We start from the raw sequence: 26,752 nt of genomic DNA, 5'->3' as shown, positions 1-26,752 counted from the left end.
AGACACGTGCTTTAAGAATAATAAAGTACGCACTTATAAGTGCGTACTTACATTTAGGGAAGTGATCTTGATGACCAATGATTCCGAACTTAGTGGAAAACATAACCTCCTGACTCCATTTGACTACACGTTAACCGTTTTGGGCGGAAAGTGGAAGATGAAAATCATGTATCAAATAGCATGCCAAAAAGTGTTACGCTACGGTGAACTCAAGAGAAGTATTTTAGGAATCACACATAAGGTGTTGAGTTCTCAATTGAAAGAGCTAGAAGAAAGCGGGATCATCAAAAGGGTGGAGTACTCACAAACACCACTAAAGGTGGAATATTCTTTAACTCCAAAGGGTAAAACTCTCATGCCGATTCTTGAAGATATGTGCAAATGGGGGCTGCAATATCTCCCCGATGAACAGAGAATAATTAATAACATAAGAAATGAATAGGGTACTTGACTATGACGTTAGGTCATAGTGCATAATTCTCACTATAAACTACTTGGAGTGAGAATTATGAATATTAAAACACTGCGCTCAGATCATATTTATCAAAAAGTTGCCCAAGCTTCGCCCGAAGAAAAGCTTGAATTATTCAGAAATGAAATGATGGCTCCCTTTATGAAACAATGGCAAATTCAACAGATCCCTTTTAAAGCTGAAGAGGAGAATGGTTTTGACGTTATTGCGTTTAACAGTATGATGCATCGATCCCCTGATCAGATTAGCCCGCAGATTTGTGCAGAGATCGAGCTCATTTCGTCCGAATCATTTTGGTTAGAGTGTGAGCATGCTGTGAAGAAAAGCCTAAATCTATTTGTAGAGCATGAAATTAACCTCCCCGTATCCGATTATTTGTTTACCATTCAGCTAGGCAATCCGGAAAGCCGCGCCTTAACAATAAATGAAGGATATAGCGGTTTCGGGGGCATTCCCGGGTTTATCTGGGGTACACTCTTGCCAAATGAGTATACGATTCCTCGAATGAAGGCTGCGCTCGCACACGAATGCAACCATAATGTACGATATCAATTTATTCAGTGGGATCACACCGTTAATTTGGGCGAGCTACTTGTAAGTGAAGGATTAGCTGAAAACTATGCAACGTTCATGTTTGGAGAGGAACTGCTCGGCCCTTGGGTAACGAAAACCAACGCAGAAATACTTAACACACACATAAAACCTGTACTAAGAGAACAATTGCAATTAACCGGGTTTGATCAATTGGCCCCGTATCTTTACGGTGATGAGATCGCCAAACTTCAAAATCTAGAACCGGTCAATATGCCTTATAGCGCCGGCTACGCTTGCGGATATCATCTAATTCAGTATTATTTAAGAAAGACAGGAAGTACGATCTTTGAGGCCACCATAACACCTGCTGCTCAAATACTAGACGAAATAAAAGGATTTTGGGATGAAGAAACCATTATTAGCTGTTAAAGATTTAGTTCAGATTACCGGCATTACAGCTCGTACCCTGCATTACTACGATAGAATTCATTTATTTAAACCGACGCATCTGACAGAGAAAGGGTATCGCCTCTATGATCGAAGCAGTTTGGAAAAACTTCAAACGATTCTTTTCCTAAAGGAATTGGATTTTTCCTTGAAAGAAATTGCGGACATTTTAAAGCTAACCAGGAAAGAACAGAAACAAATACTGAACAACCAAAGTCATATTTTACAATCGAGAATAAAAAGATTAGAAACGATCAAGACCGCTATCGATGAGTACGTTTCAGGGAAAGATATCGGCAGTTTGCATGTTTTTGATAGCTCTTCTGTGTTGCCATTGCAAGAACAATATGCGAATGAGGCGAGTTTCTTTTATGGCAAGACAGAGGCATATAAAGAGTACAATGAAAGGTTAGAGAAATTATCACCAGATGAAAGAGTGAAGCTGTTTTCTAATGTTGAACAAGTGTTTAAAAATATTGCATCCAATATGAATCAGTCTCCTTCCTCCGCTATAGTGCAGCGATTAATCGGTGAGTGGAGGAATAATTTAGAGCAACTCATGACTTGTGATTCAAATCTGCTAACCTGCATTGCCGATACATATAAATATGATATACGAATGAAAAATTATATTAATCAATATGGCAACGAAGACTTCGCGGATTTCCTACACAGCGCTATTATGCATTATATATCTCAATCAACTAACGGGAGAAAATAGCACAATCCTAATAAGAAGGCAGCTGATCATTGTGATCGGCTGCCTTTGTTAAGCTAACAGGCAGGATAATTTAACTAATAAAACTCTCGATTTAGATTGTAGTATTTTTTTGCTGTCACATTTGGGGGCGAGCTGTTCGTTGTATAGAGTGAAAGGGGGGAGACGGCTTGAATGATGCGGAGTTAAGTCAGGTCATTGCAGAAGTGTTGGATGGGAACACAGTAAAATTCGCGAAAATCATGGAGATTTATCAAAAACCGATTTTTCGCTACTGTTATCATATGCTGGGCAATTATGCCGAAGCCGAGGATAACGCACAGGAAGTATTTTTAAAAACATTCCGCACCCTGAACAAATATGCTCAATATCAGATGAATTTTAACGCCTGGATATACAAGATTGCCTACCATCAATGTGTCGACATCATCCGTAGGCGAAGGTTGGTGAAATATTTGCCTTTCTTTTACCAGGATGATAAAGAAAATAATGAAGTCGATTTGCATATTGAAGCCAATTATTTTGATGAATCCGTACATCAAGCCATGGCTAAATTATCGGCTGATGAGCGTAATTTGTTAATCTTACGTTGTGTCGAGGATAAAAGCTACCAGGAAATCGGATTGATTCTCGGCAAAAACAGCGCCAGCCTTCGTAAAAAATACGAACGTACATCTGCAAAATTTCGAAAGTATTATGCTCAAGTGAAGGGAGTGGGAGTGTATGAATATGGACAGGGATCGGGATTTGAAAAAACTGTTTGATGACCCGCGCATTCCCGACGCCGACTTGACAGGAAAAGTAATGAGAATACTACATGCTAAGCCAAAAGAAAAGGAGAGGTTTTTTGTGAAATATAAAGTTGCTTTGACTGCGTTTGTAGGAATGATGTTAATGGCCTCCACGGGTTATGCGGCAGTTCAATATCATTCTTTGAACAACAAGGATGGCGAAGTCGTATATGAGACTAAATCTACGAAAGATTACGGAAAAACAGAATCGAAAGATGAGATAGAGCGTTACAAGGCATTTTATGAACTTAAGGATAAGATGCTAAAGAACGGGGAAGCTGGGCTGTTCTATATGGTTGGCAATAACCCGAATCATGAAACAATTCTTGGAACGAAGGTGACTATCTTCCAAGATCTATCTCAATTGCGCGATAAGATTACGGATAAATCCATTAAGATCGCAGACAACCTCAATGGAAATTATACATTCCAAACGGCGGACGTAATCTTTAAAAATGCTCAGGAAGTGAATCCTCCTTCTTCGGAAGAAAAAAAGAAAATGGCAGAAAAGCTGAGAAAGCAGGCGGAAGAATCCAATCAGGGATATGCCATGATGCCGGTTGAAATGACAGATCAGTTTTTCATTCTCAATGCTACGTATCAAAATGGAGAGGATAAAATTCGGGTTAATATCACTAAACTGATTGGAGAAAGCGACCCTACAATGTATATTGACAAGAACGTTGAATTTAAGCAGGAGAAGGTTCATGTGAAGGGAGTAGAAATGCTGCATACAGAATTTGGTCCTTCGCAGTGGCACGAGCTGAAATGGGTATACGAGAGCCCAGACAAAAAGGTAAAATACGTCTATAGTATAAATGGAGACTTGAATAAAGTAAGCAAAGAAACCATGATGAAACTTGCCGAAGGCTATTTGGAATAATAAGTACTAAAATAACGGGAATCACCTCAAATTCAATTGGGTGATTCCCGTTTTGATATGGGACAAGAACACCGTCCAATTACCAATTTAGGTAGGCATCAGTACAGTCAAGTGGTTATTCACCTACATAGGATGATTTAAAGTTCCATGTAAAATTATGAAAACCTTCTGCTAGGAGTGAAGTTATGGCTCATATGGGAAACAAAAGACCCATGAGACAACCGCCGCTGTCTCCTCCCTCATTTATCCCGCCGAAACCCGCAGTTTCTTATATCGTCGACTGTGTTTACCAGTATACCTATGTTTGGCTTAGGTCTGGTGAAAACTTCTGGTTTTATCCGACATATGTCGATATGGAGGGGGTTGCAGGGTATAGATGGAGCGGATCATACTGGTACTTCTATGGTATTGACCTGCGATTTATCGATGCCGTATCATGCCCTCCGATTCCTACCCTTTACTGAGCAACCAAAAACAGAGTGCTGGTGGTTATGTTCGCTCACCGTGCTCTGTTCGTAATATTAGGACAACCTCGAATATAAAATATAATCCAGCGGAAATTGTCTATAAGTAACATTCCACACATAACACAGTATAAAAAGACCTGTTCTAACACGCTCCAAGTCTACTTTATGACTTAAATTGCGTTAAAGAACAGGTCTTTTTCCAGCTTACTTTTATACGATTTGAAGTAATAACTACAGCGATTCTACTTCAAGTATAGCTCCAGGCGGCAATACTGCTTCGACTTTATCTCTGACATGCTGATTGAGCAAAATTTCCGCATCCAAGATGGCTGCAATACCTTGATCCGTCGATGAGCGAATGAGTCTACCTAATCCTTGCCGTAAGCGAAGCAGCATATATGGCAGGTCTACTTCTTCATAGGCGGAATCAGCAGCTTCCCGTTTAGCCATAAATACTGGATCTTCCGGTGGATAAGGCAGTGACCAAATTATAACGTTGGATAATGAAGGCCCTGGCACATCCAGACCCTCCCATAGGCTTGCTGCACAGAGCACGCTTTCCTCTGTATTTTGGAACTCAGCGATGAGACTGCTAATCTCACGGTCACCTTCATACAGCATGGTATAGGATGTGAAAGATGGGTGGTGGGAAGCGGCTTGCTTGAACTCACGAAGCTCATTCATCGTTCTAAATAACAATAGAGCTCGTCCTTCAGTACGTTTGATCAGCTCGGCCGCCAAGGCCAGCTTCTTCGCCGCAGCAACTTCACTCCTAATCTCTCCATCTTGCAGAAGTTCACTCGGTGCTAATAACTTCATCTGCTTCTCGTAATCGTACGGAGAGTCCACGGAAAAAGATAAATATTCACTGATACCGAGACTTCCTGCTACATAATCAAAAGATCCATCTACCGATAAGGTTGCTGAAGAGAATACAATTGGCATCTGAAGACCGAATACCCGTTCCTCCAGCACTTCCTTGACCGTTTGCGGCATAATGGCAAGTGTTGCAGCACCGTCCTCATTTTCTTCCGCCCAGCAAATGTAGGTATCTGACTCACGGAAGAGATGAAGTGCAGTTTGGATCATCTCCAGATGCTCTTCAACGATACGCAGTTTATATTCATCAAGCGTATATAGGCCACTCTCAAAGACCAGTTCTTCATCAATAGCTTCAATTGTGCTTTTCCAGCGGTTCAGTTCTTTTCGAAGCTTCTCATCCATTCGAACTCGTTTACGATCAGAACCGGGTATCGCTGTGCTTTGCTCCGCTACCAGAGAAAACACAAGCTGACTCTGATCAATGGAATCTTCAATTCGTTCGGCTAGCGTTTCCCTGATCTCTCCATCTAGAAGACGAGTAATAATCTCTTCATATGCACTATGCTTCAGCTTATAGCTGAGGGCATGTTGTGCTGCCGATTCGAGTAAATGTCCTTCGTCAAAGACGACTGAACTATGTTCCGGGAGGAGGGGAAGCTGACCTTCTCTTTTTCTTCCCTCATAGGTCCACACATGCTCCATATAGTAATCATGGGAACAGATAATAAGGTCTGTAGATTTTCGATAATGGTCCCGAGATAGAGTCATGCCGCAGCGATGTCTTTTATCACATACAAAACAGTCCTGAAATGAATCCCAGTTGATCTTATTCCACTGTTCATCATTCAGATCGGGGTATTCCTTACGATCGCCGTAAGGGTAAAAAGATTGCATCGTTCCTGGGGAATGAACAAAATCAGGAAGATTCTCATACACGTCTTCAATAACCGCCGCATCTTCATCCTGAAAACGAACGCCGTCTATTTTTTTGAGACATAGATATTGATCAGGGGATTTACCGAGCCGCGCATCAATCTGTAAATCTAAATAACGGGCAAGCTTAGCTATATCTCCTTCCTGTTTCACAAGCTGCTCAATGAGCGACTCATCTGCACAGGCAATCACTGCAGGCTTACGCGTATATCTGGCATAGTTAACTGCATAAAGCAGATACACGAGTGTTTTTCCCGTGCCTACCCCTGCTTCTGCAAAAATAGTTTTCTTATTGGCATACGCTCTTTCCAACTGATAGGCCATAAAAATTTGTTCATCACGGACATCAAATCCATGTTCAGGTAAAACATCATAAAAAACATCCGCAACCCAATCGCCGACCTGCTTGACGAACGGTTCTGTCGGATCATACGAGAAAGGATATCGCTCCAAGCTTACGCCTCCAACACTATCAAATTCTTATTAGGAAAACTATAATTATCTCATGAACAAAGAAGTTTGGCAATCGGTATTTCTCATCAATCACGTTTATCCATTCGTTTTCGATCACAGTCTGCCAAGGTTTGGTATAATTATCTTGAATCAGTGTTTTTTATTCTATTTCTCATTAGCAGGGAGGTATTTTCCATCCGTAACGATGAGCTGAATGATCCCAAAACACCCGCCGATCCAGTAAATGATACCGATGTCCCAGTTGAATGGGAAGAAGAATTTTGGAACCTGGAGGATGACGATGAAGAAAATGAGTTGAATCCCCCACCCAAAAGAACATGGATCAAAAAAACAATGATTGTTATGCTGGCCATTCTGCTACTCGGTAATCTAATCGCTTTTATACCACAGGTATATAATCTACCGACACTACGGTTTTTGAAAAAGGATTCACAGTTATCACAAGATGAACAGATCCAGCAATATAAGCAAGCCGTTGTCAACGTTAGTATCGGCGATCGGAAAGGTACAGGATTTAATATTGCTCCAAATGGAATCATTATTACGAATCAACATGTCTTGGATGATGACAAGGCTGGAATAATCCAATTCCTTAATGGAAAAACATATCTGGCCGATGTTATCGTAAGTGACAGCGAGATCGATATCTCCATACTTAAAATTAGAGACAATGCGACCAACCTACCTACACTGCAATTGGAAACAGAGATAGCGTATCAAGAGGGCGACCCTATTCATGTCATCGGAAATCCGCTAGCATTCTATCGAATCGCCACTGAAGGCACAGTGCTAGGATTAACCCCCTCAGAGAGCCGCCAGCTTCCCATGCTCATAATACAGGCGCCAATTCATAACGGAAACAGCGGCAGCCCTGTTATTAACAATAAGGGGAAGGTTATTGCAGTTGTGTATGCCACAACAACTACATCACAGGGAGACCAATCTATCACCGTAGGTCTTGCTATTCCAATCGATTATTTGGAGAAATATGAAAAGATTATGTTTCAATAGTAGTAAGCAGCCGATCCATATGGATCGGCTGCTTTTGTTCAACTAACGGGCCGATTAGTTTAAATCCTCACCTGAAACCATCTCTAAACATAAACGTAGCATATTGTAAATAAATAGCATTGAGGTGAAGCATGAAAGCTTTTGATTACTTAAGAAGAGCCTATTATAAGCTAAGTTTTTACTATCAGAAATTTCAGTTCATTGTAATGTCTTTTGTAGTTGCTGGAATAGTTGATTATTTTTTTATTTACGAGATTTTCGTTTCATTATCAGGTTTAATTCCTGTTTTTATGTTAGAAATTGGTCCAGTCATTATTATCATTTTATCAATAATTATTGTTCGAGGAATCGTTAAGTTTATAAAGAAAATGAAAGAAAACAAATTCTTACTATTTTTACTCTAAACAAGAAATTATCATATTCATTTATCCTAACTGGAAAAGAGGTTTTGAAACATGAATAGCAAAATTATTAGCGGGATCGTATTACTAGCGCTGAGTTTATATCTTAAGCCGTTATTGGCGATTGTGGGGCTGAACGAAGAGTTGTTCGGATTGCACTGGCAAGGTAAAACTGTGTTTTCATTGAGTCCATTCTTAGTTCAGATTATTCTAGCAGTAATTGGGATTATCATGCTTTTCATCGGTGGTATGCAAGTTGCAAAGCAGAAGAATAAATAGTTGAAATATTCACAATTAGCTAATATTGTGAGAAACCCTTTAGAAATTATCGGCGATCGAAAAGCATTTTGGTCTTTCATCAATGATTGGAGCGGCTACTTATTTAAGTAGTCGTTTTTTTGTATTTGGAGGTTAATGGAGATTTATCGCCTACGAACATTCCGATATACAATCATCGATCCGGACGTCCTGGACAGCAATTCTGTAAAAAACAGCGCATTAAAGACGATATGTGCACATCAGTTGTGGCGACCATCCGGATGCATGCCCCCAGCCCCAAGCGGCATTTGTCATGTCGGAGTCGTGATGCATGTGATCGAAGAGAAGGGGGAAGAGGAACTCACGATCCGATTGTTTTTTTGATTACCGAATGAACTTTAGCGATCGGCTGAGCTGGATGATGTGGTTTCGATCGGCCCATAGAATAAAATACGTATAGGAGCCGCCTTGAATAACAACCGGTTCCGGGTATTTAACGATCAGCGCCGACTGGGTCCTCATCTCAGGGGGCTGGTCTGCGGAAGGAAATATATAGCAGGCTGCTTGGGATTGAATGGCCGCAGGGATTATTGTCGGATTGCTTCCATAAGGGCTTAAAACATGAAATGCCTCCGATTTGCACACTTCGTGAATGTCTGCTCCCGACATGATGGCGGAAATTTGGAAAAAACCGCCTGGACCTTCATATCGTTCATCGGTTACCTGCACCCAGTTCATCGGGTAGAAGAACGATACTTTGTACGTTGTATTGCGATACAAACTGTAAGCAGGGTTAACTGGTTTGCGCGAGGACCATGCTAAAGCCGTAATACGCTCTGCATCCACGATTTTAACGGGCGGGGCGGATGTTGCTGTATTCACGATCCAAATTTGAGATGCTGGCTCTTGTTCGCGGCAGCCCGACAAGTAAGCGATGCGGCTTCCATCCGGGGACCAGCTTACCGGCGTTGCGAAGCAGCTCGAGACCGCCCACGTTTGTTGTTGTCCCCCATTCCGACTGTCGGTCTGGATGTAAGAAACATACTGATTTTGAACAAAATCTGTCGCGCTGTACGCGATCAGCGAGGAGTCCGGAGACCATGCCGGAAAATAGTTTTTGGCCTGTGGGCCGCCTTCAAGCTGGCGGTTCTCGCCAGTGGCCAGGATAACAACCGTAATCAATGATATGCTGGCTCCAGGAGATGTATAGAGCGCAAACCGTCCGTCTGGGGAAATCCTAACGTTGTGGAGCGGGCCTTCGGTGTTTTGTGTCAATTGGATCCTATCTGTGCCAGCCAGGTTGCTCCGGAATAGTTGAACATTCCCTGCTTCATCAGGAGCGGCATAGAGGAGCGCTTCCCCCGAAGGAAACCACTGGGCATCAGCCGCCCCCTCTTGAACTATCGAATTGCTGGCATGTAAGCGAATGTCGTAAATGACGATCCTACCGTCCTTTACGTATGATAAATACCGGCTGTCCGGCGACCAGCTAAGCAGCGTATAGGGCTCGATCTGATCGATGCGCGCCACCCCTCCATTCATGAAATCCAACACATACACAATACCGTTTCGCCCGATAAATGAAACGAAATGGTTATCCGGCGACCAGTATGGAATGGAATGCGCTTCGCCCAGATTATCGGTCAGCCTGAATATACGGCCGTCTGCCAGCCGGTAAAGCCATATGTCAAAACCTGAATTCCTAGAAGCGGCCGTAAAAAGTATTGCATTCTCCATGCGATTCATACTCAGAATTCCACCTTTCGTGAACGATCATCTCCTACAGTGTATTCATCCAGCGAAAGATGGGCGAATCGGAAGTTCTTCCGTTTACTGAATCCACAAGTACTAATCGAGTTAGATTTGTCATGATTTCAACCGTCCGCCAGTAACAGGTCCTAGATCCAAGCAGGGCGAGTATCGGCTCCGAAAACATTTATGTATTTCTACCCATTTAGCAATTTCTACACATCATTTTCCCCTTGATAGATTCGTGCACAGGGTTCGATAAGCGACAGAAACAGAAAAACAACAGCCTATGGAAATATGCAACTTTACTAAAATATTAAGGTGTTTTTATACTAAAGCAGCCTATTAAGTCTGATGCTCGCTTGGTGTTGGAGGATTGCACAGTATATGATCACATCGGCCAACCTCTGAGAGAAAATGACAGTAAAGGCAATAAATTGAGGATCATGGTGATAGTGATGGTAATGCCCATGATCATGAGGGGGGACTGAGCAGTACTAGATATCAATCGAGTTCTTGCGCCTCTTCTTTATTGCTTCAGAGAGAGGAACTATAGCATGAGGAGGGTAAAGAGGAATCGCGTCAACTTGTTGACGAATCAATTTAAAGCGCTTTCAATCATCATAAGAAATGGGGAATTACATTAATGTCAAAAAGAATCGTTTACGCAAAAAGAAGCACTGTATCCATTCTTTCACTCATGTTGGTTATAGTATCGCAATGGTGGCTCGCGGCTCCGGCAGATGCACGAGTGGACAAAGCATTCGGCGAGCCGGTCTCCATCGCTTCCCCGATTGAGAATGTAGCTGTTTTTGACGCGACTTTCGGAAAAGAAGATGGCCGAGATGTCATGTATACGACGGTAACTGGAAAGCCGGCCATTTTCCAGGTGGTTGATCTGGTGAGCAGGGAGGTGCTGCGCAAATACAGGCTTGAAGGAACCGAGAGCTCCTGGACGCATATCACGCTGCCGGACGGTACGGTCTATATTGGCGGTAACGGCAAGCTGTATACGTATTCGCCTGTAACGAAGGAGCTGAGCGACCTGGGCGGGATCGGAGAGAGTGTCGTATACGGGCTGACGTATGACGAACAGGGCCGGGTATATTTCGGTTCTTATCCTAACGCCAAGGTTGGCCGCTACGATCCCTCCACCGGCGAGATAAAGGATTACGGCAACGTAATGCCTGGTCAAAGTTATACCCGGGCCACAGCCTATCATAATGGATATCTATATGCAGGTATCGGTATTCAGGGAAGCCTTGTAAAAGTGGACGTAGACACGGGGGAGAAGGAACAAATTCCGCTGCCGACATATGGCGGTGCGGTGCAGACTGCGCAAGTATATCAGCTTGATGCAGCAGGCAAGTATATCGTAGCCGGCTTGAGCGGTGGGAATAACGCTCTGCTGTTCTATGACACAGAAGCCGGGGATTGGAGCGATACCTATTTTCTGGACAATAAGGGAATTCGGTTATCGTTTGGCGAGCCGGACAGCAACAAAGTATATTTCGTACAGAACAACCGGTTGATGGAGCTCGATCTCATCACGATGGACGCAGTCGACACCGGAATCGAATATACCACCTACCTTCGCAATACCGCGTGGGTCGAGATGCCGAACGATCCGGAGCTTCCGGGGAAATCGCTGGCTACTGTCATGTGGTCGGGAGCGGTGGCTTACATGAACCTGGAGACGAAGAAGGTCAAATCGGTTACCTACCCATTCTCCGGTAATCCGATTCCGATTCAGACGCTGGAGAAAGGGCCGGACGGCAAGCTGTATATGAGCGGCTATCCGGGTGGGAAAGGGGCTGCATATTCCCCGATTTCCGGTGAAATAGAAATCTTCTCTTTAGGACAGGCGGAAGGCATGGCTGCCCTCGGTGACAAAATGTACTTTGGTGTTTATCCGGGAGGTTATATCTGGGAGCTGGATGTGAATCAGCCGATTCAGGATGGTGTCAATCCGAAAGAGATATATAAAATTCCTCATCAGGACAGACCGTTCGCCATGACGCCGGGCGAAGGCAAGCTGTTTATCGGCACGATTCCGGATTACGGCGAACTCGGTGGCTCGCTGACCGTTTACGATCCGTCGCTCGGTCCTGAGAACGGGTTTACCGTCTATGAGGATGTTGTGCACAACCAATCGATCGTCGGCCTTGCCGTCCGCGACGGGAAGCTGTACGGTTCGACGACTGTTGCTGGCGGGCTCGGGATCGATCCGACAGAAACGGCGGCAAAAATCTTTGTATGGGATATCGCCAGCGGAAGAAAGCTTCAAGAATTCGTTCCTGCGATTCCAGGCGCAACCATTCAACCTACAATGATCAGCGGACTTAGCATCGGTCCTGACGGATTACTCTGGGCGGCGGCGGATGGATTGATCTTTGCCATGGATCCGGAGACAATGGACATTGTGAAGAGCGCCAATATTTATCCGTCCGTATCCAATTATGGAAGATGGCGTCCGGTGCACATCCGCTGGAGTGAGGACGGCTTTATGGTTACGACGCTTGCGGGCAGGATTACCATCGTCGATCCGAAAGAGCCGGAAGCTGCGGTCACGCTGTCATCAACTCCATTGATGACGCTTGGTGATGACGGGCATATCTATTATTCAGATGATACGTTACTTAAAAAAATCGAAGTGACGAAGGGAAACGGAGCCGTTCACATCCCGATCGAGCTCCCTCTATTGAACGGAAGCTTTGACCAACCTGCAGATAGCGGGGTGATCCCGGGCTGGAGCTCCTTGTTCAATATAACGCCAAACGTGTCTTTTGGGCTAAGTAATGAGCAGACCTTAAGCGGGCCGAGCAGTCTGAAAATAACGGATACTTCCACGACGGAAACGGTTGCGGTCGCATCCGATTCCGTTCCCGTGAAACCGGGCACGGCGTATTCGGCGAGATTCCAGGTTTACCTGCAGGAAGGACGCACCCTCGCTTCATTGAATTACTATGATGACAATCATAAGCAAGTCGGCGGGACTTCGCTTCAAATTACCGCAGGAAACGGAAAATGGCAGCAGCTTGAGATGAGCGCCGTTGCTCCGGAAAATGCTACTTACGTCAGGCTGGTTTTTTTCTGTTCCCAGTTATGGATGACGAAGGCGTATTATGATGATGCATCCATAACCTATATGGAGACGGTCACGCCGGATCAGCTGCCGGAATTGATCGAATCTCGAATCGAGCAAGGTGAGATTCAACACCCGCTCGCAAAGCAGCTTTCTAATGCAATCCGTCAAGCACTGTTTCACTATGGGGAGGACCGCCTCGAACAAGCGGTTCATCAGTTGGAGAATGCGCTGAAGCATCTGGATCGTTCAGGGGATGGAGACATCCAGGAAGGAACCCGGACATACATCCAAAGCGTAATCCGCGCGTTCATCCAATCCTGGCATTGAATAGATAAACCGATCAATTATCGTTGATCCAATGAAGAGAGCTGGAATTCACCCATCCATGCTCTCTTTGTTGTGCGTTGGGATCGTTTAGAGCGCAGTACAGGCATTTGCCCGGATTTTGTCCGGCCCATTACTAATAGGTATAACAAGAACATAGACCGATTACCGATAATTAGAAAAGCATATAACTACATTTCATTGCTCTAAATCATTAAGCTAACGGGCCGGCCAGATACGCTAACAAAAAATGCTGATTGAGCCACACCGACCACGCTATAGAGCAATCAGTAACACGTCAAGAAGAGCTCAGTTGGCACTTAGCCGCTAAGCTCTTTTTTTCGTTTTGTGAATGTATAATGATCCGCGCAAACGCGCAAAAAGTAAAATTTGTTCCAAATAGCACATTTCTATTTCTTATAAGCGGCAAGCGACTTTTTTACAATGAAGGTACATCGATTCTACACGAAAGCAGCATCAGGTTCGATCCAAGATTTCAAGCGAACGAAGGTGCTAAGCAAAAATGCCCAGGAGGAGAGACGTATGAAACGAACCGACAAATCCGCCCATCTCAGCATGGCAGCAAAGGAGCAAATCGCCGGATATTTATTTGTTGCCCCTTTGATGCTTGGGCTTCTCATTCTGACATTGATACCCGTTATCGGGTCCTTGCTGCTAAGCTTTACGAAATGGAACTTCGTAGCCGGAATGGGTGCAATCAAATTTACAGGACTAAGCAATTTCATCACCTTATTTCATGACAGCGCTTTTATGCAAAGCTTGGTGAACAACCTGGTCTTCATTATTACCGTACCGATTACCATGATTGTGGCTTTGGTGCTGTCGGTGCTTATTGACCGGCATGTCTATCTTAAGGATGCTTTTAAGGTTATTTACTTCCTTCCTTATATTTCGAGCATCGTTGCTGTGGCCATGGTCTGGCAGGTTCTGTTTCACCCCTCTCTCGGACCCGTGAACAAAACCCTGATGTCCCTTGGCATCGACAATCCGCCGAAATGGCTTGCAGACATTGACTTTGCACTGCCGTCTCTGATGATGATCCAAGTATGGATCCTGTTGGGATACAACATCATCATCTATATTGCCGGGTTACAGTCCATTCCTAAGGATCTGTATGAAGCAGCCGAGATTGACGGAGCCAATACATGGGTGAAATTTCGCAGCATTACGCTGCCGTGCATATCGCCAACCACCTTTTTCTTGCTGGTGACGGGGATTATCGGTACCTTCAAGATCTTTGACCTAATCCAGGTACTGACCCAGGGCGGACCCGCCAATTCAACCACCGTCATCGTATATGAGCTGTACGATACGGCCTTCAACCAGCTGAAGACGGGTTACGCTTCCAGCATGGCCCTAATCCTGTTCCTGATCTGTCTGCTGATCACAGGCGCACAGATGCTGGTTCAGAAGAAATGGGTCAACTATTAGAGGTTGTTCAAAAAGTCATCCTTTGATCACGAAGCAACACATGAAGCTTAATCGACATCGAATCTTGAATTCAGCCGGGCCTTACGGTGCTCACGTAGGTTTTGCCTACGCTCCGCTCCTCAGTCCCTAGCTTCATCCAACCTTCTCGGTGCTGAAATCATGACTTTTTGAACTCGCACTTTTAAGCAAATTTTAATGAGAGGAGAGGTACCCATGAAATTAAATATATCCAAATTGATTTGGACCATCGTCATGGCTTTGATCGGTGTCCTGTTCATTCTACCGTTTGTATGGATGTTGTCGACCTCCTTTAAACCGGAGATGGACGTATTTAAATTTCCGATTGAATGGATTCCGGAACATTGGAATGCCGTGGAGAATTACCGGACCGTATGGAGCGGACAGTTTGTACGCTATTACTGGAACTCCATTTATATCACGATAGCTACAACGGTCATCAATGTGTTTGTGTGTGCGCTCGCCGCCTATGGATTCTCCAAACTTCGGTTTCGCGGCAGAGACGGGATGTTTGTGCTGGTTCTTGCCTTGTATATGGTTCCGCCGCAAGCCTCCCTGGTGCCGCAGTTCCTACTATTTAATTGGATGAATCTGATTGATACCCATACGGGCCTGATTCTGCTGAACAGCTTCAGCATTATCGGAGCATTTATGTTAAAACAATTTTTCATGGGCGTGAACAACGAATATATCGAGTCAGGCAAAATGGACGGGGCGGGACATTTCCGAACATTCTGGCAGATCGCCCTTCCGCTGATCCGTCCGGGGGTTGCTACCTATGCCATTCTCCGGTTTATCTGGACATGGAACGACTACCAGTACCCGTTAATCTTCCTGAAATCCAAGGACCTGTTTACGATCCAACTCGGCATCCGGCTGTTTGGGGACCAATACGGGGATGTGTATTCGCTTATGATGGCTGGCGCAGTCTCGGCCATACTGCCTCTGTTGATCATTTTTGCAATCGGTCAGAAGCAGGTCATCGAGGGCATTTCGCTTGGCGGAGTAAAGGGGTGATAAAAGTCAAAATAGTTTCGCTTCCGTAAAAATTAGGAACTACGCTAAAAGATCGATCATGATAGGATGATTTTGTAAGCACTTACTTCAATGCATGAACACAAGCAGTTATATTAGAGGAGGGTCTATATGAAAAAGAAGAGAATACCTGCGATGCTGTTCAGTTTATCCTTAGCGCTTGTTGTGTCGGCCTGTGGGGGCGGTGGCGGCACGACTTCCGATCCGGCTGCTTCAGGCAGTTCGGGATCTGGCAAGGAAGCAGAACCAACTCCTGTTGTATTGAAATTAAGCACATGGCAGACGGATGCAAAAGCGCAGTGGAGCAAGATCATACCAGAATTCGAGAAGAAACATCCAAACATCAAGGTGGAGCTGGATCTTTTGAACGAAAAGGGAGATTCGCTAGCTTCCATGCAAAAACTGGACCTGATGGCTGCTTCGAACGATCAGCTCGACATCGTTGAGCTTCCTTATACGAATTATTCGCAGCGGGCCGATATCGGACTTTTTGAAGCGCTCGATAGCTACATCGAACAAGAGGGTTACCAATACGACGAGGAGTATTTGGTCGATACCAGAGTCAACGGCAGTATTTATGCACTGCCATCCTCCATGCAGCGCTGGTTCGTTATTATGAACAAATCGATGTTGGAGGAAGCCGGTCTGCCGATTCCTACGGATTGGACCTGGAAGGAGTTCGAGGAGTATGCGAAGAAGCTGACTAAGGGAGACGGAGCAGAGAAACGGTACGGCGCTTACCTGCACAATTGGCCTGACTATTTCCAGCTTCAATTGATGAGCAAACCATCGGACAACACGTTTCTCAAAGGGGACGGGACGTCCAATGCCAAGGATCCGGTGTTGAAAGCCAATCTGGAAATGATGAAACGGATGATGTATGAGGATAAGAGCGCGAATCCGTACGAAGACATTATTTCGCAAAAATTGGCTTACCGTAACCAATATTTCAACGGGCTTGCCGCCATGCTCCCAATGGGCGACTGGATGGTAGCGGAGTCTGGTGGAACGGATGCCATTCCGGCCACCTTCGAAACCGCATTTGCTCCTCTGCCTAAGCTGGAAGGAGAGAGCAAGCATTACTCCCCGGTTCAACCGACCTATATGGCTGTGGCTGCAAAATCCAAAAACAAGGAGGCTGCTTATCAATTCGTCAGATGGTATACATCCGAGGGACTTGAGATCGGTGGTAGAGTTTTCTCCGGCTGGGCCAAGTCGGACACGGATAAACTGATCGACACAATTGTGGGTTCCTCGAAGGACCCGTCGAAGATAGATGTGGAGTCGTTGAAAAATACGATTCATAACACCGTGCCGGGTTCGGCTCCCGTGCCTGTCAAATATGCAGAGGAAGCAAAAAATGTTGTGATTCCGGAAGCTGAGCTGTATATTCTGAATAAGGACGATCTGGATAAGACGATCGACAGCATCGACCAAAAGATTACCGAGGTCGTGAACAGTAATAAAAATTAGGCTGGTATCCGTCGATTCGGTAAAAAGCGGTATTCAGCAGTATTTAATAAAGCAATAGGATAACGAGGATGGTCAAGGGAAAACTCAGGTTTTCCCTATTCCAATTCATTAGGATTTGAGGACTGCATCTGTGATGATTCCCAAATTTTCATTGCGAAAAAAATTGATCTGGTCGGCATTGCTATGTTTTCTGCTTCCACTTGGCGGAATCTATGGACTAACCAATTATTTAACCAAAGACCTTCTGCTGGACCGGGCCATTGTCAGCTCTGAGGATGCGCTGCGAGCGGTTCAATCCGACGTGAACAGAATTCTGGACCAAACGCTGGAGTTGTCCAACATGGTGCTGATGAATTCGGAGATCAGGCAGCAGATTATTGCCAGTCAGAAGCGGGGGACACAGGCATACCGGAACGAGACGCTTGTTAGTCACAGCCGCTTGATCCGGCTGCTTGATGAGCTGTTTGGACAACATGACGGTTATTATGTCACCATTCTTGGAAAGAACAATTTTACATATACCAACTATGCACACGACGACTTTAATCCGGCACTCTTATACAAACAGGATTGGTTCAAGAAGATGAACGAAGTTCCCTCGTTCTCCACTTATTGGGTGGGCTTGCAGGACAATTATTTTGCAGCGAACCCGAAGGATTCTCATCTGGTTACGATCGGACGGCCGATAAGAACGTCTTCCAACAGCATCATTGGATATGTGATCATCAGTGTGAATGAACGCAAAATCCGCAGCCATCTTCAAAGCGGCTCGGGTTCTGATCAGAATATGATGCTGCTGGATGAGGAGGGCGTGGTCATCTCCCACTCCGATTCGTCACTGATCGGAAGCAGAATGACCTGGTGGAACCAGGACAGACCTGCACGAACCATTCACATGGAAGGGCAGGAATACGTCTATGCCGAACAGTCTATCCGCCCGAATGATTGGAATCTGGTCAGTTTGATTCCATTATCCTCGGCGGTCTCCAAGTACAAACAGATTTTGTTAATCAGCTTTGGGTTGCAGGTGCTGTTCTTTACCTTGTTCTGCATTCTTCTGATGGTATTGATCTCGGCATTTACGAAACCGATGAGGGAGCTCAGCAGCTTTATCACCCATATTGGCCGCGGTCGGCTGGATATTCGCTCGGGTATCCGCGGCAATAATGAGGTGACTCAGCTTGCGAAGACGATTGATCATATGCTGGATCGGATTGAATCCAATATCGAGCAAATTACGGTGGAGCAGACCAAGAAGCGGAAGGCTGAACTAGAGATGCTGCAGGCTCAGATTAACCCGCATTTTATGTTTAATCTTCTGAACTCGATCAGGCTTAACATCCTGATTGAAGGGGATCAAGAGAATGCCGAATTGATTGCTTCCTTATCTTCCCTGCTTCGCATGACCATTAACCGTGACAACGAATTTATTCCGCTTCATGAAGAAGTGCAGACGGTTCACCACTACATCCGTCTGATGAATTTCCGGCATGCCAACCAGGTGAGACTTGAGGTATATTACGAGGCAGGCTGCGAGAGGGCATTGGTTCCGCGCTTAATGATTCAACCGATCATTGAAAACGCAATCATTCACGGATATGAGCAATTTGCCGGTGTTATCTTCATTGAAGCGGTCCACATAACCGAACAAGGAGACAATGACATCAGCATCACCGTTCGTGACAACGGAATCGGGATGAGTGAGGCCACGCTTCAAATCTTGCGCGCCAATGTGGACCCTGTTCAGGAGGAGACCGCGGCCCCTGCCAAAAAGGGATTCTCCGGCATTGGCGTCAAGAATGTATTCCAGCGTCTTCGTCTAATTTACGGGACTAGCGCCCAACTGGAGATTCACAGTGAAGAGGACATAGGAACAAACATCACGTTAAGGTTTCCATTCGAAGTGGAGAGAGGTGAACTGGATGTTGACGGCGATTCTGGTGGACGATGATTACCCCGTTGTACGTTATTTGTCACAGAGCATTGCATGGAAGGAACTAGACATTGAGTTGATCGGTTGTTACTCAAACGGTTTGGAGGCTTGGGAGGATGCGCAAGGCAAGCAGCCTGATATTATCATTACGGATATCGGGATGCCCAAGATGAACGGCCTGGAGATGCTTGAAAAGTTCAACAAAGCGAACCCCCAGTTTCGGGCAGTTATTCTGTCCTGCCATAACGAATTTCATTACGCGCAGCAAGCCATGAAACTGAAAGTGAGCGATTATATTCTAAAAGAAAGCCTCAATGTGGATCAGCTTCAGCAACTGCTGCATAACATAGCCGCTGATTTGAACGCGGAAAAGCATAAAGCGGCAGAAGTCATGATGTATATGTACAAGGAATCGCTCAACCGCCCCGCATTGAAAGATAAACTGCTGAAGGATACGCTGTACCAGCTATCCTGGACCAAGGAAGCGTGGATCAAGCATGCCCGGTTGTACGGAGTCGACCTTAAGGCGAGATGTTACTTGCCTTTCATCGTTTCTATCGACCGCATGCCTGAAGTATCAAGAATACGCCAAATGAACGATTATACGATAGCATTTGCGGTCGAGAACGTATTGCAGGAAGTGCTCGATTCGATGCATCGCTGCATGATCTTTCATTTCAGCAACAAGGAATTAGTCGTGCTTATCTGTTGTGATGATCCTGCCAAGGAACAGCAGCTGCTTTATTATTCTCTCCAGCGGTGCATAACGTCGATTAAACAATATTTAAAAATATCGGTCACCTGTTTGTTAGGAAGAGAAACCGCAGGGCCTGAAGACCTCCGAATGGTATTAATGCCGATGCTCAAGGAATGGAGCCATCGCTTCTATCTGGAGGAGTCCAGCATCTGCCGGTTCGAGAAGAACTCCTTCGCCAGCGGGGATATGTATGACGAGTATGCCGCATTCTTCTCGCGCATCAATGACACCTTGGCCTTAAACCGGCCGGAGCATTTGGAGGAGATTGTCAAGGAATGGGCGGCATGGGTGGAGGCGAACCGGTTTCCTCCAGCGGATGTGAAGGAATGGGTGCTGCAGCTGCTTATGGATTTACAGATGAAAACCAAAGTGACGCTGCAGGTTCAGGATAGCATAACCGAAGAGAAGTTGTATGACGTGATCAACGATATTCATTCCATGCAGCATCTGCGGAGCTGGGTCGTGGTCTATCTGACAGAGCTCTCCCGCAGATTAAGCGTATTGTCCATTCGCTCCAAGCGTTCGGAGATCATTCGGGCACAGAAATATGTCATTCAGCATGTGACCGAGAAGCTGACGCTTGAAGAGATGGCGGGTTATTTGAATTTGAATTCAAGTTACTTCAGCCGCCTGTTTAAACGTGAAACAAACCAGAATTTTATCGAATATGTCAATATGGTCAAACTTCAGAAGGCGAAGCAGCTGCTTCAACAGTCCAATAAGACGGTAGAGGAGATATCGGACTATCTGGGTTATGCCAACAAAAGTTATTTTATCAAATTGTTCAAGCGGGAAATCGGAATGACGCCGAGCGAGTTTACGTCTTGGAATTGATTTATGGCGAATAAGAGAAAGGAAGCGAGATCATGGAGCAGACAACAGCAATGTTGCAAGGCAATCAGCTTCGTACGAAGCGTGATTTGCAGAAAGCCGTCCTGGATATGCTGGAGCCCATCAAGCGGCAATTCACGCCAGGAAATGCAGGGCTGATACTCGGATCTACTGCAGCCATACATAATGAAGCCATCGCGCTGATGGAGGCGTTTGCCAGGCCGCTGTGGGGGCTGATTCCGCATGCCAGCGGGGGTGGCGAATCGGATTTATGGCCCCGGTATCTGAAAGGGATTGTGAACGGTACGAACCCTGCGCATGCCGAATATTGGGGAGACTTCGTCACCCAGGATCAGCGGATGGTTGAGCAGGCGGCGTTCGGATTGGGACTTGCGCTTGCTCCGCATAAGCTGTGGGAGCCGCTGCAGGAGGAGGAGAAGTTGCGGCTGCACCGCTGGCTTAATCAGATCAATCTGGTTGACCATTCCAATCCGAATAATTGGCTGATGTTTACGGTGCTGGTTAATATGGGTTTCAAGAAGGTAGGCATGCCTTACGATCAGGCCATCATGGATGAATATCTGGATATGATCGATACCTACTATTTGGGTGATGGATGGTATTCTGACGGCAAGACGGACCAGCGGGATTATTACATTCCGTTTGCGATGCAATTCTACACGCTGATATATGCGAAGCTGATGGAGCAGGATGATCCCGGGCGTGCTTTGATGTACAAGGAGCGGGCAAAGACGTTTGCCGAGCAGTTCATTTATTGGTTTGCCGAGGACGGAAGCAGTCTTCCCTTCGGACGCAGCCAGACTTACCGCTTCGCCCAGGTCTCCTTCTGGTGTGCGCTTGTGTATGCTGGTGTGGAGCCATTCTCCCTCGGCGTGATCAAAGGGATCATTATGAGGCATTTGCGTTGGTGGTTTGACCAGCCTATCTTTACGACAGACGGTCTGTTAAGCATCGGGTATGCTTATCCAAACCTCATGATGGGGGAGAGTTATAATGCTCCGGGATCTCCGTACTGGGCGTTTAAATCATTTCTAATATTGGATTTGCCTGATAATCACCCGTTCTGGAGCGTGGAGGAGGAGCCCTTGCCAAGTTTGAAAGCGGTGTCAGTTCAGCCTCATGCCAGAATGCTAATATGCAAGCCGGAGGATGACGGCCATATTACGGCTTTGGCATCCGGGCAGATGGCGAATTTCGAGATGGCGCACAGTGCAGCTAAATATGCCAAATTCGCCTACTCTACACGATTTGGTTTCAGTGTTCCTAAAGGGTACTACGGTCTCGGAGAAGGGGCTTATGATTCGATGCTTGCCCTGAGCGAATGCGACGAGCATTATCGCGTGCGGCGTTTTTGCGAGGACTTCCGCATTGAAGAGTCGCATGTTTATTCCAGATGGCTTCCTTGGCATGATGTTGAAATACGGACATGGCTGATTCCGGTCGGATTGTGGCATGTGCGCATTCACCGTATTCGTTCAGACCGGCCCCTGACTGCCGCAGAGGGCGGATTTGCCGTCGGAAGGATGACGGATTTTGCTCTAAATGAGACGGAAGCGGTCAAGGCGGAAGCCGACCGGATCGCCGCGATGATGCCTGGGGGAATCAGCGGCATTGTGAATGTGCAGGGATACGGTGGAGCCATTATAGTCTACCCGGAAGCCAATACGAACCTGCTCAAACCGAGAACGATGATCCCAACATTAACCGCCCGGCTGGAACCGGGAGAACATGTGTTGATCTCGGCCGTATACGGTGCTTCCAACTGTGATGAGAATCGTATAGGCTACGGCTTTCCTCCCGCGGTGGAATGCAGCCATGAAGGGAAAATCTCGGTTACAGATCCGAGGAACGGAAGCGTCCAATTTTGTTTGGACCTGTCACACTAACACACAACGAGTATGGGGAGGATGAATATGTGGAAAGGCGCCATTGAAGATGCGATGCAGAAAATAAAGCAAAACATAGTGAAACATCCGGGGAAACTGCCTCATATTACCGAGGGACAGCAATACGAATGGGGCGAAAATAACGACTGGATCGAAGGATTCTATGTCGGCATGATGTGGCTTGCTTATGAATATGGTCAGGACCCCTTTTATAAGGAGGCGGCCGAATCGTATCTGGCCAATTTCAAAGATCGGCTGGACCGGCACGTCGCTTTGGACCACCATGATATCGGTTTTCTATATTCCCTGTCTGCGGTAGCGCAGTGGCGTGTAACGGGGAGTGATACCGCCCGGGCTGTGGCACTTCAGGCGGCAGATACCTTATTGGCGCGATGGCGTCCCCATATGGAGATTATTCAGGCGTGGGGACAGGCGGATGATCCCGAGAACGGGGGACGGATCATTATTGATTGCCTGCTGAATCTTCCGCTGCTGTTCTGGGCTCATGAGCAGACAGGTGATGCCAAGTACTACGATGTTGCCATGAAACACGCTTTGCAGAGCCAGAAGTTTCTGGTACGGGGAGACGGCTCTTCCTACCATACGTTTTACTTTGATGTTAACAATGGACAAGCGATTCGAGGTGGAACCCATCAAGGGTACCAAGACGGATCGACTTGGACGCGCGGTCAGGCCTGGGGGATTTACGGCTTTGCGCTCGCTTACCGGTATACGAAGCATGAGGCCTTTTTGGACACGGCCAAACATCTTGCCCGTTATTTCATCAGGCATATGGCAGCGGATGCGGTTGTTTACTGGGATTTCGATGTGCCGGTTGAGGAGAGCACTCCGCGCGACAGCTCGGCTTCGGCTATTGCGGCGTGTGGCCTGTTGGAACTGCTGGAGCTGATCGAAGACCGTGATCCGGACCGGTTGCTGTTCGAAGATGCCTTGCACCGCAGCATGAAGGCATTGGTGGAGCATTATTCAACGATGGATCTGCCGGATGCGGAAGGGCTGTTGAAGCACGGCTCCTACCATGTGAGAGGGGACCGGGCACCGGATGATTATATGATCTGGGGAGATTATTTTTATTTGGAAGCCCTGGTCCGGCTCGAACAAGGAATTAAGGGCTATTGGTATGAAGTATAAGTGGAAAACAGCTCTGTGGGCGACCATTCGCTTGCAGAGGTTTTTAAGCATGAATGTGGCTAAAACCGCAATTGCCAAAGAGGTAAAACTCGTGCGGCATCCGTCAAATTGGTTCATTATATCTGTATTTTAACTTTATCTAAAAGGGTTGCTCAAAAATGTAAGTGCCTACAAATGGATGGATGGAGATTATGCTTGGAAAACATCCCAAATCTCGCACGTTATTACTGTTGATAAGCCTCACGCTAATCATTGGGATTGCAGCAGCTGTGTTGAAAGAGCAGGTGCGAGCTTCTGCGCATGAGGTCGTTCTCACGGTTGAGGACGAACCCGTTACAGTTCAGAAACTGTCGGGGGAAAAGAACATAGTCCCATTGAAAGTCTAAAATAGCGGCTTTTTTGTTTTATCGGTACAAGTTCGTGTCCCGAGTCGAGGACAAGAACTTGTACCGATTGCCGAAATGGACAAGAAGATGGTCTGATTAACGATTAGATAAGTATTTAACTAGCAATTTCGATAAAGGTCAACGATGATTTAGAATCACGACCTGCAAAAGATTGCCTTCCAAGGCGTGCCTTCCGCTTCTCGAGCGTTCCTCCCAGTTATTTCGCCAGTAGCGGACGATGAGTGGATATTTGACGCCCCGCGCTTCGGCCAAGAATAGGACGGGAGGTTAAAAAAGAGTAATTAACCAAGATTTGTATAATAAGCATATAAAGGGATACATTATCTTATCAGAAAGGTTGATTATATCATGGAACATACGCAAGGGCTTTTAGGCTATTATTTTACTGATGATGCAGGCAAAGATCTTGTCTTAATGCGTGAAGAAAAAGGTGCATTATTGGCACAAAAGAAAACAAAGGATATTAAATTTATTCGATGGGTTGGGGATATTCAACCTGAAGAAACTGGGAACTATACATTCTCCTCATCGGATAACACGCATGTTGCTTTACAAATCGATAATAAATTAGTTTTAATGTCAAAAAAGAGTGAAGCCATTCCATTAGAAAAAGATACAACCTATCGAGTTCGCTTAGAATATAAAGCTCCTCAACAACTTCTCTATAATGAAATGCCACCTTTACAATTGTCTTGGTCATACAATGGACAATCCTTCACTCCGATTCCGGATACATGTTTATTTCATCCTGATTTTTCTGGAAACAAACGATATGGTCATGCTTCATCATATACCCTATTTGAAGGAAAAAAAGAAGGAGAATATTATAAAGTCGAAAAAAATCATCCTGATGAAGACCGTGATGGAGATGGTATATATGATGATTGGGAGAAAGACGGATGGACACTTGATGGAGATAAAGATAAAAGAAGTTGGAAAAGCTTATCTTCCGAATTATCTCCTGAAGATTTAAAAAAATATAATCGATATGTAACAAACCCCTATTTAAAATATACAACTGGTGATCCATATACGGATTTGCAACATCCTACACCATCGAACCAAAAAAGCCTAGGTACATCATCTGAAGTAAGTCATCCACTTGTAGCAGCCTTTCCTTCTCTAAGATTGACTGTTAAAGAGATTATTATTTCAACGAATAATGATGTAACTAAAGGTAGCAACGTTTCCGACCGAGAAGCAAACTCTACTGCTACAACACAATCTAAAACGACAAATTGGAATATAGGAGGATCCAGAGATGTAGGAATGAGCATGACAGGACCTTCTATAGGCCTAGGTCTTTCAGGCGGATACGGACAATCTACTACTAATTCAACAACAACTAGCTATGATAAGAGTCACGAGATAACAAACAGCAGCTCTGAAACAGTGCACAATGCACAAGCTGCATATATCGGATTCGCTGTTGAAATCGAAAATATTGGTACAGCTCCAATTATTGAGGCGCAGGCCCAATTTAACGTTTATCTTGCAAGTAAAAATGGGAATGATAAGAGGGCTATTTGTACATTTGTCACAAGAGAAAATAATAAAATACTTACATTAAATCCTGGTCAAGCTAAAAACACTACTATTACAACAAATGATGACTTCGGCTCGCATTCACAGGCTTTAAATGCAGAACAATTGAAATGTGTGTTAGCTGGAGAAGAACTCATAATTGAATTAACTGGAATTAAAGGGCTTTATGGTAATCTTCCATCTAAAGATTCAGCATTAACACATATATCAGACACTGAAGCTGCAACTGCACGTTTAACGCTAATCACACCGGAGGGGAAAATATACGATCGCCGCGTTGCATGTCAGTCATCTGACATACAGGATCCAAAAAATTTTACACCACCTATTTGTTTATATGACGCAGTTCGAATCGCATTTGGTGGTACAGAAGATCATAATGGGCATTTAAATTGTAAAGAGTTTACGCTCGATGAGAACGCAACATTTATATTCGATAACAAAGGTGAAGAGAAGCTACACGCAATTTCAGAAAAACAAAATGCAGGACATAAGGTAATGTTAGAGCCTGGGATGGGTATTATTATTCAACCAAAAGAGTTCCAGGAACCTTTATCAAAAGAATATCACATTGAATGTGAAGGCGTTGGCCGTCTAAATACTATAAGTTATAGAGTTGATCCTAAAATTACGAAATTATTTGAGGTAAAAACACACCGAACATATGTATATGTCAACAATACTCTTGACAAAACAGCCGAAGTGAAATTCACTTATGACAAAGTATTTGGTGGAGCCCAAATTGATGTAACATTAACAGATAACTTAAAATCTGGAGAGGCAAAAATCTCACTATACTATCAAGAATTTCCTATAGCATCCAAGAAACTGCTTAATGAATACATTACTTATGTTCATATCCCCAACTAA

20 protein-coding genes are annotated in these 26,752 nt (G+C 45.2%); 18 read left to right on the top strand and 2 right to left on the bottom strand.

Features of this window, described 5'->3' with window-relative positions; genetic code table 11:
- Nucleotides 1-70: 70 nt before the first annotated feature.
- The 5 genes from AM231_RS09470 to AM231_RS09450 all read left to right on the top strand — a co-directional run bounded on the left by AM231_RS09470 (nt 71) and on the right by AM231_RS09450 (nt 3,845).
- Nucleotides 71-442: a winged helix-turn-helix transcriptional regulator gene (locus tag AM231_RS09470; RefSeq protein WP_054402401.1), complete on the top strand. Its 372-nt coding sequence runs from the start codon at nt 71-73 to the stop codon at nt 440-442.
- A gap of 66 nt (nt 443-508) precedes the next feature.
- A complete protein-coding gene (locus tag AM231_RS09465) occupies nt 509-1,435 on the top strand; it encodes a DUF2268 domain-containing putative Zn-dependent protease (RefSeq protein ID WP_054402400.1) in 927 nt (308 codons plus the stop codon).
- Nucleotides 1,410-2,174 carry a MerR family transcriptional regulator gene (locus AM231_RS09460; RefSeq protein ID WP_054402399.1) on the top strand — a complete coding sequence of 255 codons (765 nt, stop codon included), beginning with the start codon at nt 1,410-1,412 and terminating at the stop codon, nt 2,172-2,174. The genes AM231_RS09465 and AM231_RS09460 overlap by 26 nt, the downstream gene beginning before the upstream one ends.
- A gap of 167 nt (nt 2,175-2,341) precedes the next feature.
- Nucleotides 2,342-2,935, top strand: a complete 594-nt coding sequence (locus AM231_RS09455) for an RNA polymerase sigma factor (protein WP_054402398.1) — start codon at nt 2,342-2,344, stop codon at nt 2,933-2,935.
- Nucleotides 2,895-3,845 (top strand): hypothetical protein, encoded by a 951-nt coding sequence (locus tag AM231_RS09450; protein WP_054402397.1) that lies wholly within the window; start codon nt 2,895-2,897, stop codon nt 3,843-3,845. The genes AM231_RS09455 and AM231_RS09450 overlap by 41 nt, the downstream gene beginning before the upstream one ends.
- A gap of 698 nt (nt 3,846-4,543) precedes the next feature.
- Here AM231_RS09450 and AM231_RS09445 read toward each other — a convergent pair.
- A complete protein-coding gene (locus AM231_RS09445) occupies nt 4,544-6,520 on the bottom strand; it encodes an ATP-dependent DNA helicase (protein ID WP_054402396.1) in 1,977 nt (658 codons plus the stop codon).
- Between the two features lie 66 nt (nt 6,521-6,586).
- Between AM231_RS09445 and AM231_RS09440 the strand changes: the two genes are divergently transcribed.
- The 4 genes from AM231_RS09440 (at nt 6,587) to AM231_RS29495 (ending at nt 8,595) form a co-directional block, all read left to right on the top strand.
- On the top strand, nt 6,587-7,552 hold the full coding sequence (locus AM231_RS09440; RefSeq protein ID WP_242615103.1) for a S1C family serine protease: 966 nt from the start codon (nt 6,587-6,589) through the stop codon (nt 7,550-7,552).
- Nucleotides 7,553-7,683: 131 nt separating this feature from the next.
- Complete coding sequence (locus AM231_RS09435) at nt 7,684-7,956, top strand: hypothetical protein (RefSeq protein WP_054402395.1); 273 nt, start codon at nt 7,684-7,686, stop codon at nt 7,954-7,956.
- 51 nt (nt 7,957-8,007) lie between these two features.
- On the top strand, nt 8,008-8,232 hold the full coding sequence (locus AM231_RS09430; RefSeq protein ID WP_054402394.1) for a hypothetical protein: 225 nt from the start codon (nt 8,008-8,010) through the stop codon (nt 8,230-8,232).
- A gap of 135 nt (nt 8,233-8,367) precedes the next feature.
- A complete protein-coding gene (locus AM231_RS29495) occupies nt 8,368-8,595 on the top strand; it encodes a hypothetical protein (RefSeq protein ID WP_054402393.1) in 228 nt (75 codons plus the stop codon).
- Here AM231_RS29495 and AM231_RS09420 read toward each other — a convergent pair whose 3' ends face one another.
- Nucleotides 8,596-9,957 (bottom strand): TolB family protein, encoded by a 1,362-nt coding sequence (locus AM231_RS09420; RefSeq protein WP_054402392.1) that lies wholly within the window; start codon nt 9,955-9,957, stop codon nt 8,596-8,598.
- 703 nt (nt 9,958-10,660) lie between these two features.
- Here AM231_RS09420 and AM231_RS09415 point away from each other — a divergent pair.
- The 9 genes from AM231_RS09415 (at nt 10,661) to AM231_RS09370 (ending at nt 26,752) form a co-directional block, all read left to right on the top strand.
- The gene (locus AM231_RS09415; protein WP_242615102.1) at nt 10,661-13,375 is read left to right on the top strand and encodes an FIMAH domain-containing protein; all 2,715 of its coding nucleotides are present in this window, start codon (nt 10,661-10,663) and stop codon (nt 13,373-13,375) included.
- Between the two features lie 540 nt (nt 13,376-13,915).
- Nucleotides 13,916-14,824, top strand: coding sequence for a carbohydrate ABC transporter permease (locus tag AM231_RS09410; protein WP_054402390.1), 909 nt, complete (start codon nt 13,916-13,918; stop codon nt 14,822-14,824).
- 213 nt (nt 14,825-15,037) lie between these two features.
- On the top strand, nt 15,038-15,859 hold the full coding sequence (locus tag AM231_RS09405; protein ID WP_054402389.1) for a carbohydrate ABC transporter permease: 822 nt from the start codon (nt 15,038-15,040) through the stop codon (nt 15,857-15,859).
- Between the two features lie 129 nt (nt 15,860-15,988).
- Nucleotides 15,989-17,350: an ABC transporter substrate-binding protein gene (locus AM231_RS09400; RefSeq protein WP_054402388.1), complete on the top strand. Its 1,362-nt coding sequence runs from the start codon at nt 15,989-15,991 to the stop codon at nt 17,348-17,350.
- Nucleotides 17,351-17,501: 151 nt separating this feature from the next.
- Nucleotides 17,502-19,301, top strand: coding sequence for a cache domain-containing sensor histidine kinase (locus AM231_RS09395; protein ID WP_242615101.1), 1,800 nt, complete (start codon nt 17,502-17,504; stop codon nt 19,299-19,301).
- The gene (locus tag AM231_RS09390; protein WP_054402386.1) at nt 19,273-20,874 is read left to right on the top strand and encodes a response regulator transcription factor; all 1,602 of its coding nucleotides are present in this window, start codon (nt 19,273-19,275) and stop codon (nt 20,872-20,874) included. The genes AM231_RS09395 and AM231_RS09390 overlap by 29 nt, the downstream gene beginning before the upstream one ends.
- A gap of 32 nt (nt 20,875-20,906) precedes the next feature.
- Nucleotides 20,907-22,778, top strand: coding sequence for a DUF2264 domain-containing protein (locus AM231_RS09385; protein WP_082341582.1), 1,872 nt, complete (start codon nt 20,907-20,909; stop codon nt 22,776-22,778).
- 27 nt (nt 22,779-22,805) lie between these two features.
- Nucleotides 22,806-23,930: a glycoside hydrolase family 88 protein gene (locus AM231_RS09380; RefSeq protein ID WP_207383609.1), complete on the top strand. Its 1,125-nt coding sequence runs from the start codon at nt 22,806-22,808 to the stop codon at nt 23,928-23,930.
- Nucleotides 23,931-24,685: 755 nt separating this feature from the next.
- Complete coding sequence (locus tag AM231_RS09370; RefSeq protein ID WP_054402383.1) at nt 24,686-26,752, top strand: binary toxin-like calcium binding domain-containing protein; 2,067 nt, start codon at nt 24,686-24,688, stop codon at nt 26,750-26,752.

It is taken from the genome of Paenibacillus solani, assembly GCF_001277345.1.
Taxonomy (GTDB): domain Bacteria; phylum Bacillota; class Bacilli; order Paenibacillales; family Paenibacillaceae; genus Paenibacillus_AQ; species Paenibacillus_AQ solani.
The sequence above is the reverse complement of the archived record's forward strand: the minus strand, read 5'-3'. Positions and strand labels throughout refer to the sequence as shown.

Coding starts and splice junctions, on each gene's coding strand:
- AM231_RS09470 (WP_054402401.1), top strand. CDS start 71: ATGACCAATGATTCCGAACTTAGTGGAAAACATAACCTCCTGACTCCA.
- AM231_RS09465 (WP_054402400.1), top strand. CDS start 509: ATGAATATTAAAACACTGCGCTCAGATCATATTTATCAAAAAGTTGCC.
- AM231_RS09460 (WP_054402399.1), top strand. CDS start 1,410: ATGAAGAAACCATTATTAGCTGTTAAAGATTTAGTTCAGATTACCGGC.
- AM231_RS09450 (WP_054402397.1), top strand. CDS start 2,895: ATGAATATGGACAGGGATCGGGATTTGAAAAAACTGTTTGATGACCCG.
- AM231_RS09435 (WP_054402395.1), top strand. CDS start 7,684: ATGAAAGCTTTTGATTACTTAAGAAGAGCCTATTATAAGCTAAGTTTT.
- AM231_RS09430 (WP_054402394.1), top strand. CDS start 8,008: ATGAATAGCAAAATTATTAGCGGGATCGTATTACTAGCGCTGAGTTTA.
- AM231_RS29495 (WP_054402393.1), top strand. CDS start 8,368: ATGGAGATTTATCGCCTACGAACATTCCGATATACAATCATCGATCCG.
- AM231_RS09420 (WP_054402392.1), bottom strand. CDS start 9,957: ATGAATCGCATGGAGAATGCAATACTTTTTACGGCCGCTTCTAGGAAT.
- AM231_RS09415 (WP_242615102.1), top strand. CDS start 10,661: ATGTTGGTTATAGTATCGCAATGGTGGCTCGCGGCTCCGGCAGATGCA.
- AM231_RS09410 (WP_054402390.1), top strand. CDS start 13,916: ATGAAACGAACCGACAAATCCGCCCATCTCAGCATGGCAGCAAAGGAG.
- AM231_RS09405 (WP_054402389.1), top strand. CDS start 15,038: ATGAAATTAAATATATCCAAATTGATTTGGACCATCGTCATGGCTTTG.
- AM231_RS09400 (WP_054402388.1), top strand. CDS start 15,989: ATGAAAAAGAAGAGAATACCTGCGATGCTGTTCAGTTTATCCTTAGCG.
- AM231_RS09390 (WP_054402386.1), top strand. CDS start 19,273: ATGTTGACGGCGATTCTGGTGGACGATGATTACCCCGTTGTACGTTAT.
- AM231_RS09385 (WP_082341582.1), top strand. CDS start 20,907: ATGGAGCAGACAACAGCAATGTTGCAAGGCAATCAGCTTCGTACGAAG.
- AM231_RS09380 (WP_207383609.1), top strand. CDS start 22,806: ATGTGGAAAGGCGCCATTGAAGATGCGATGCAGAAAATAAAGCAAAAC.
- AM231_RS09370 (WP_054402383.1), top strand. CDS start 24,686: ATGGAACATACGCAAGGGCTTTTAGGCTATTATTTTACTGATGATGCA.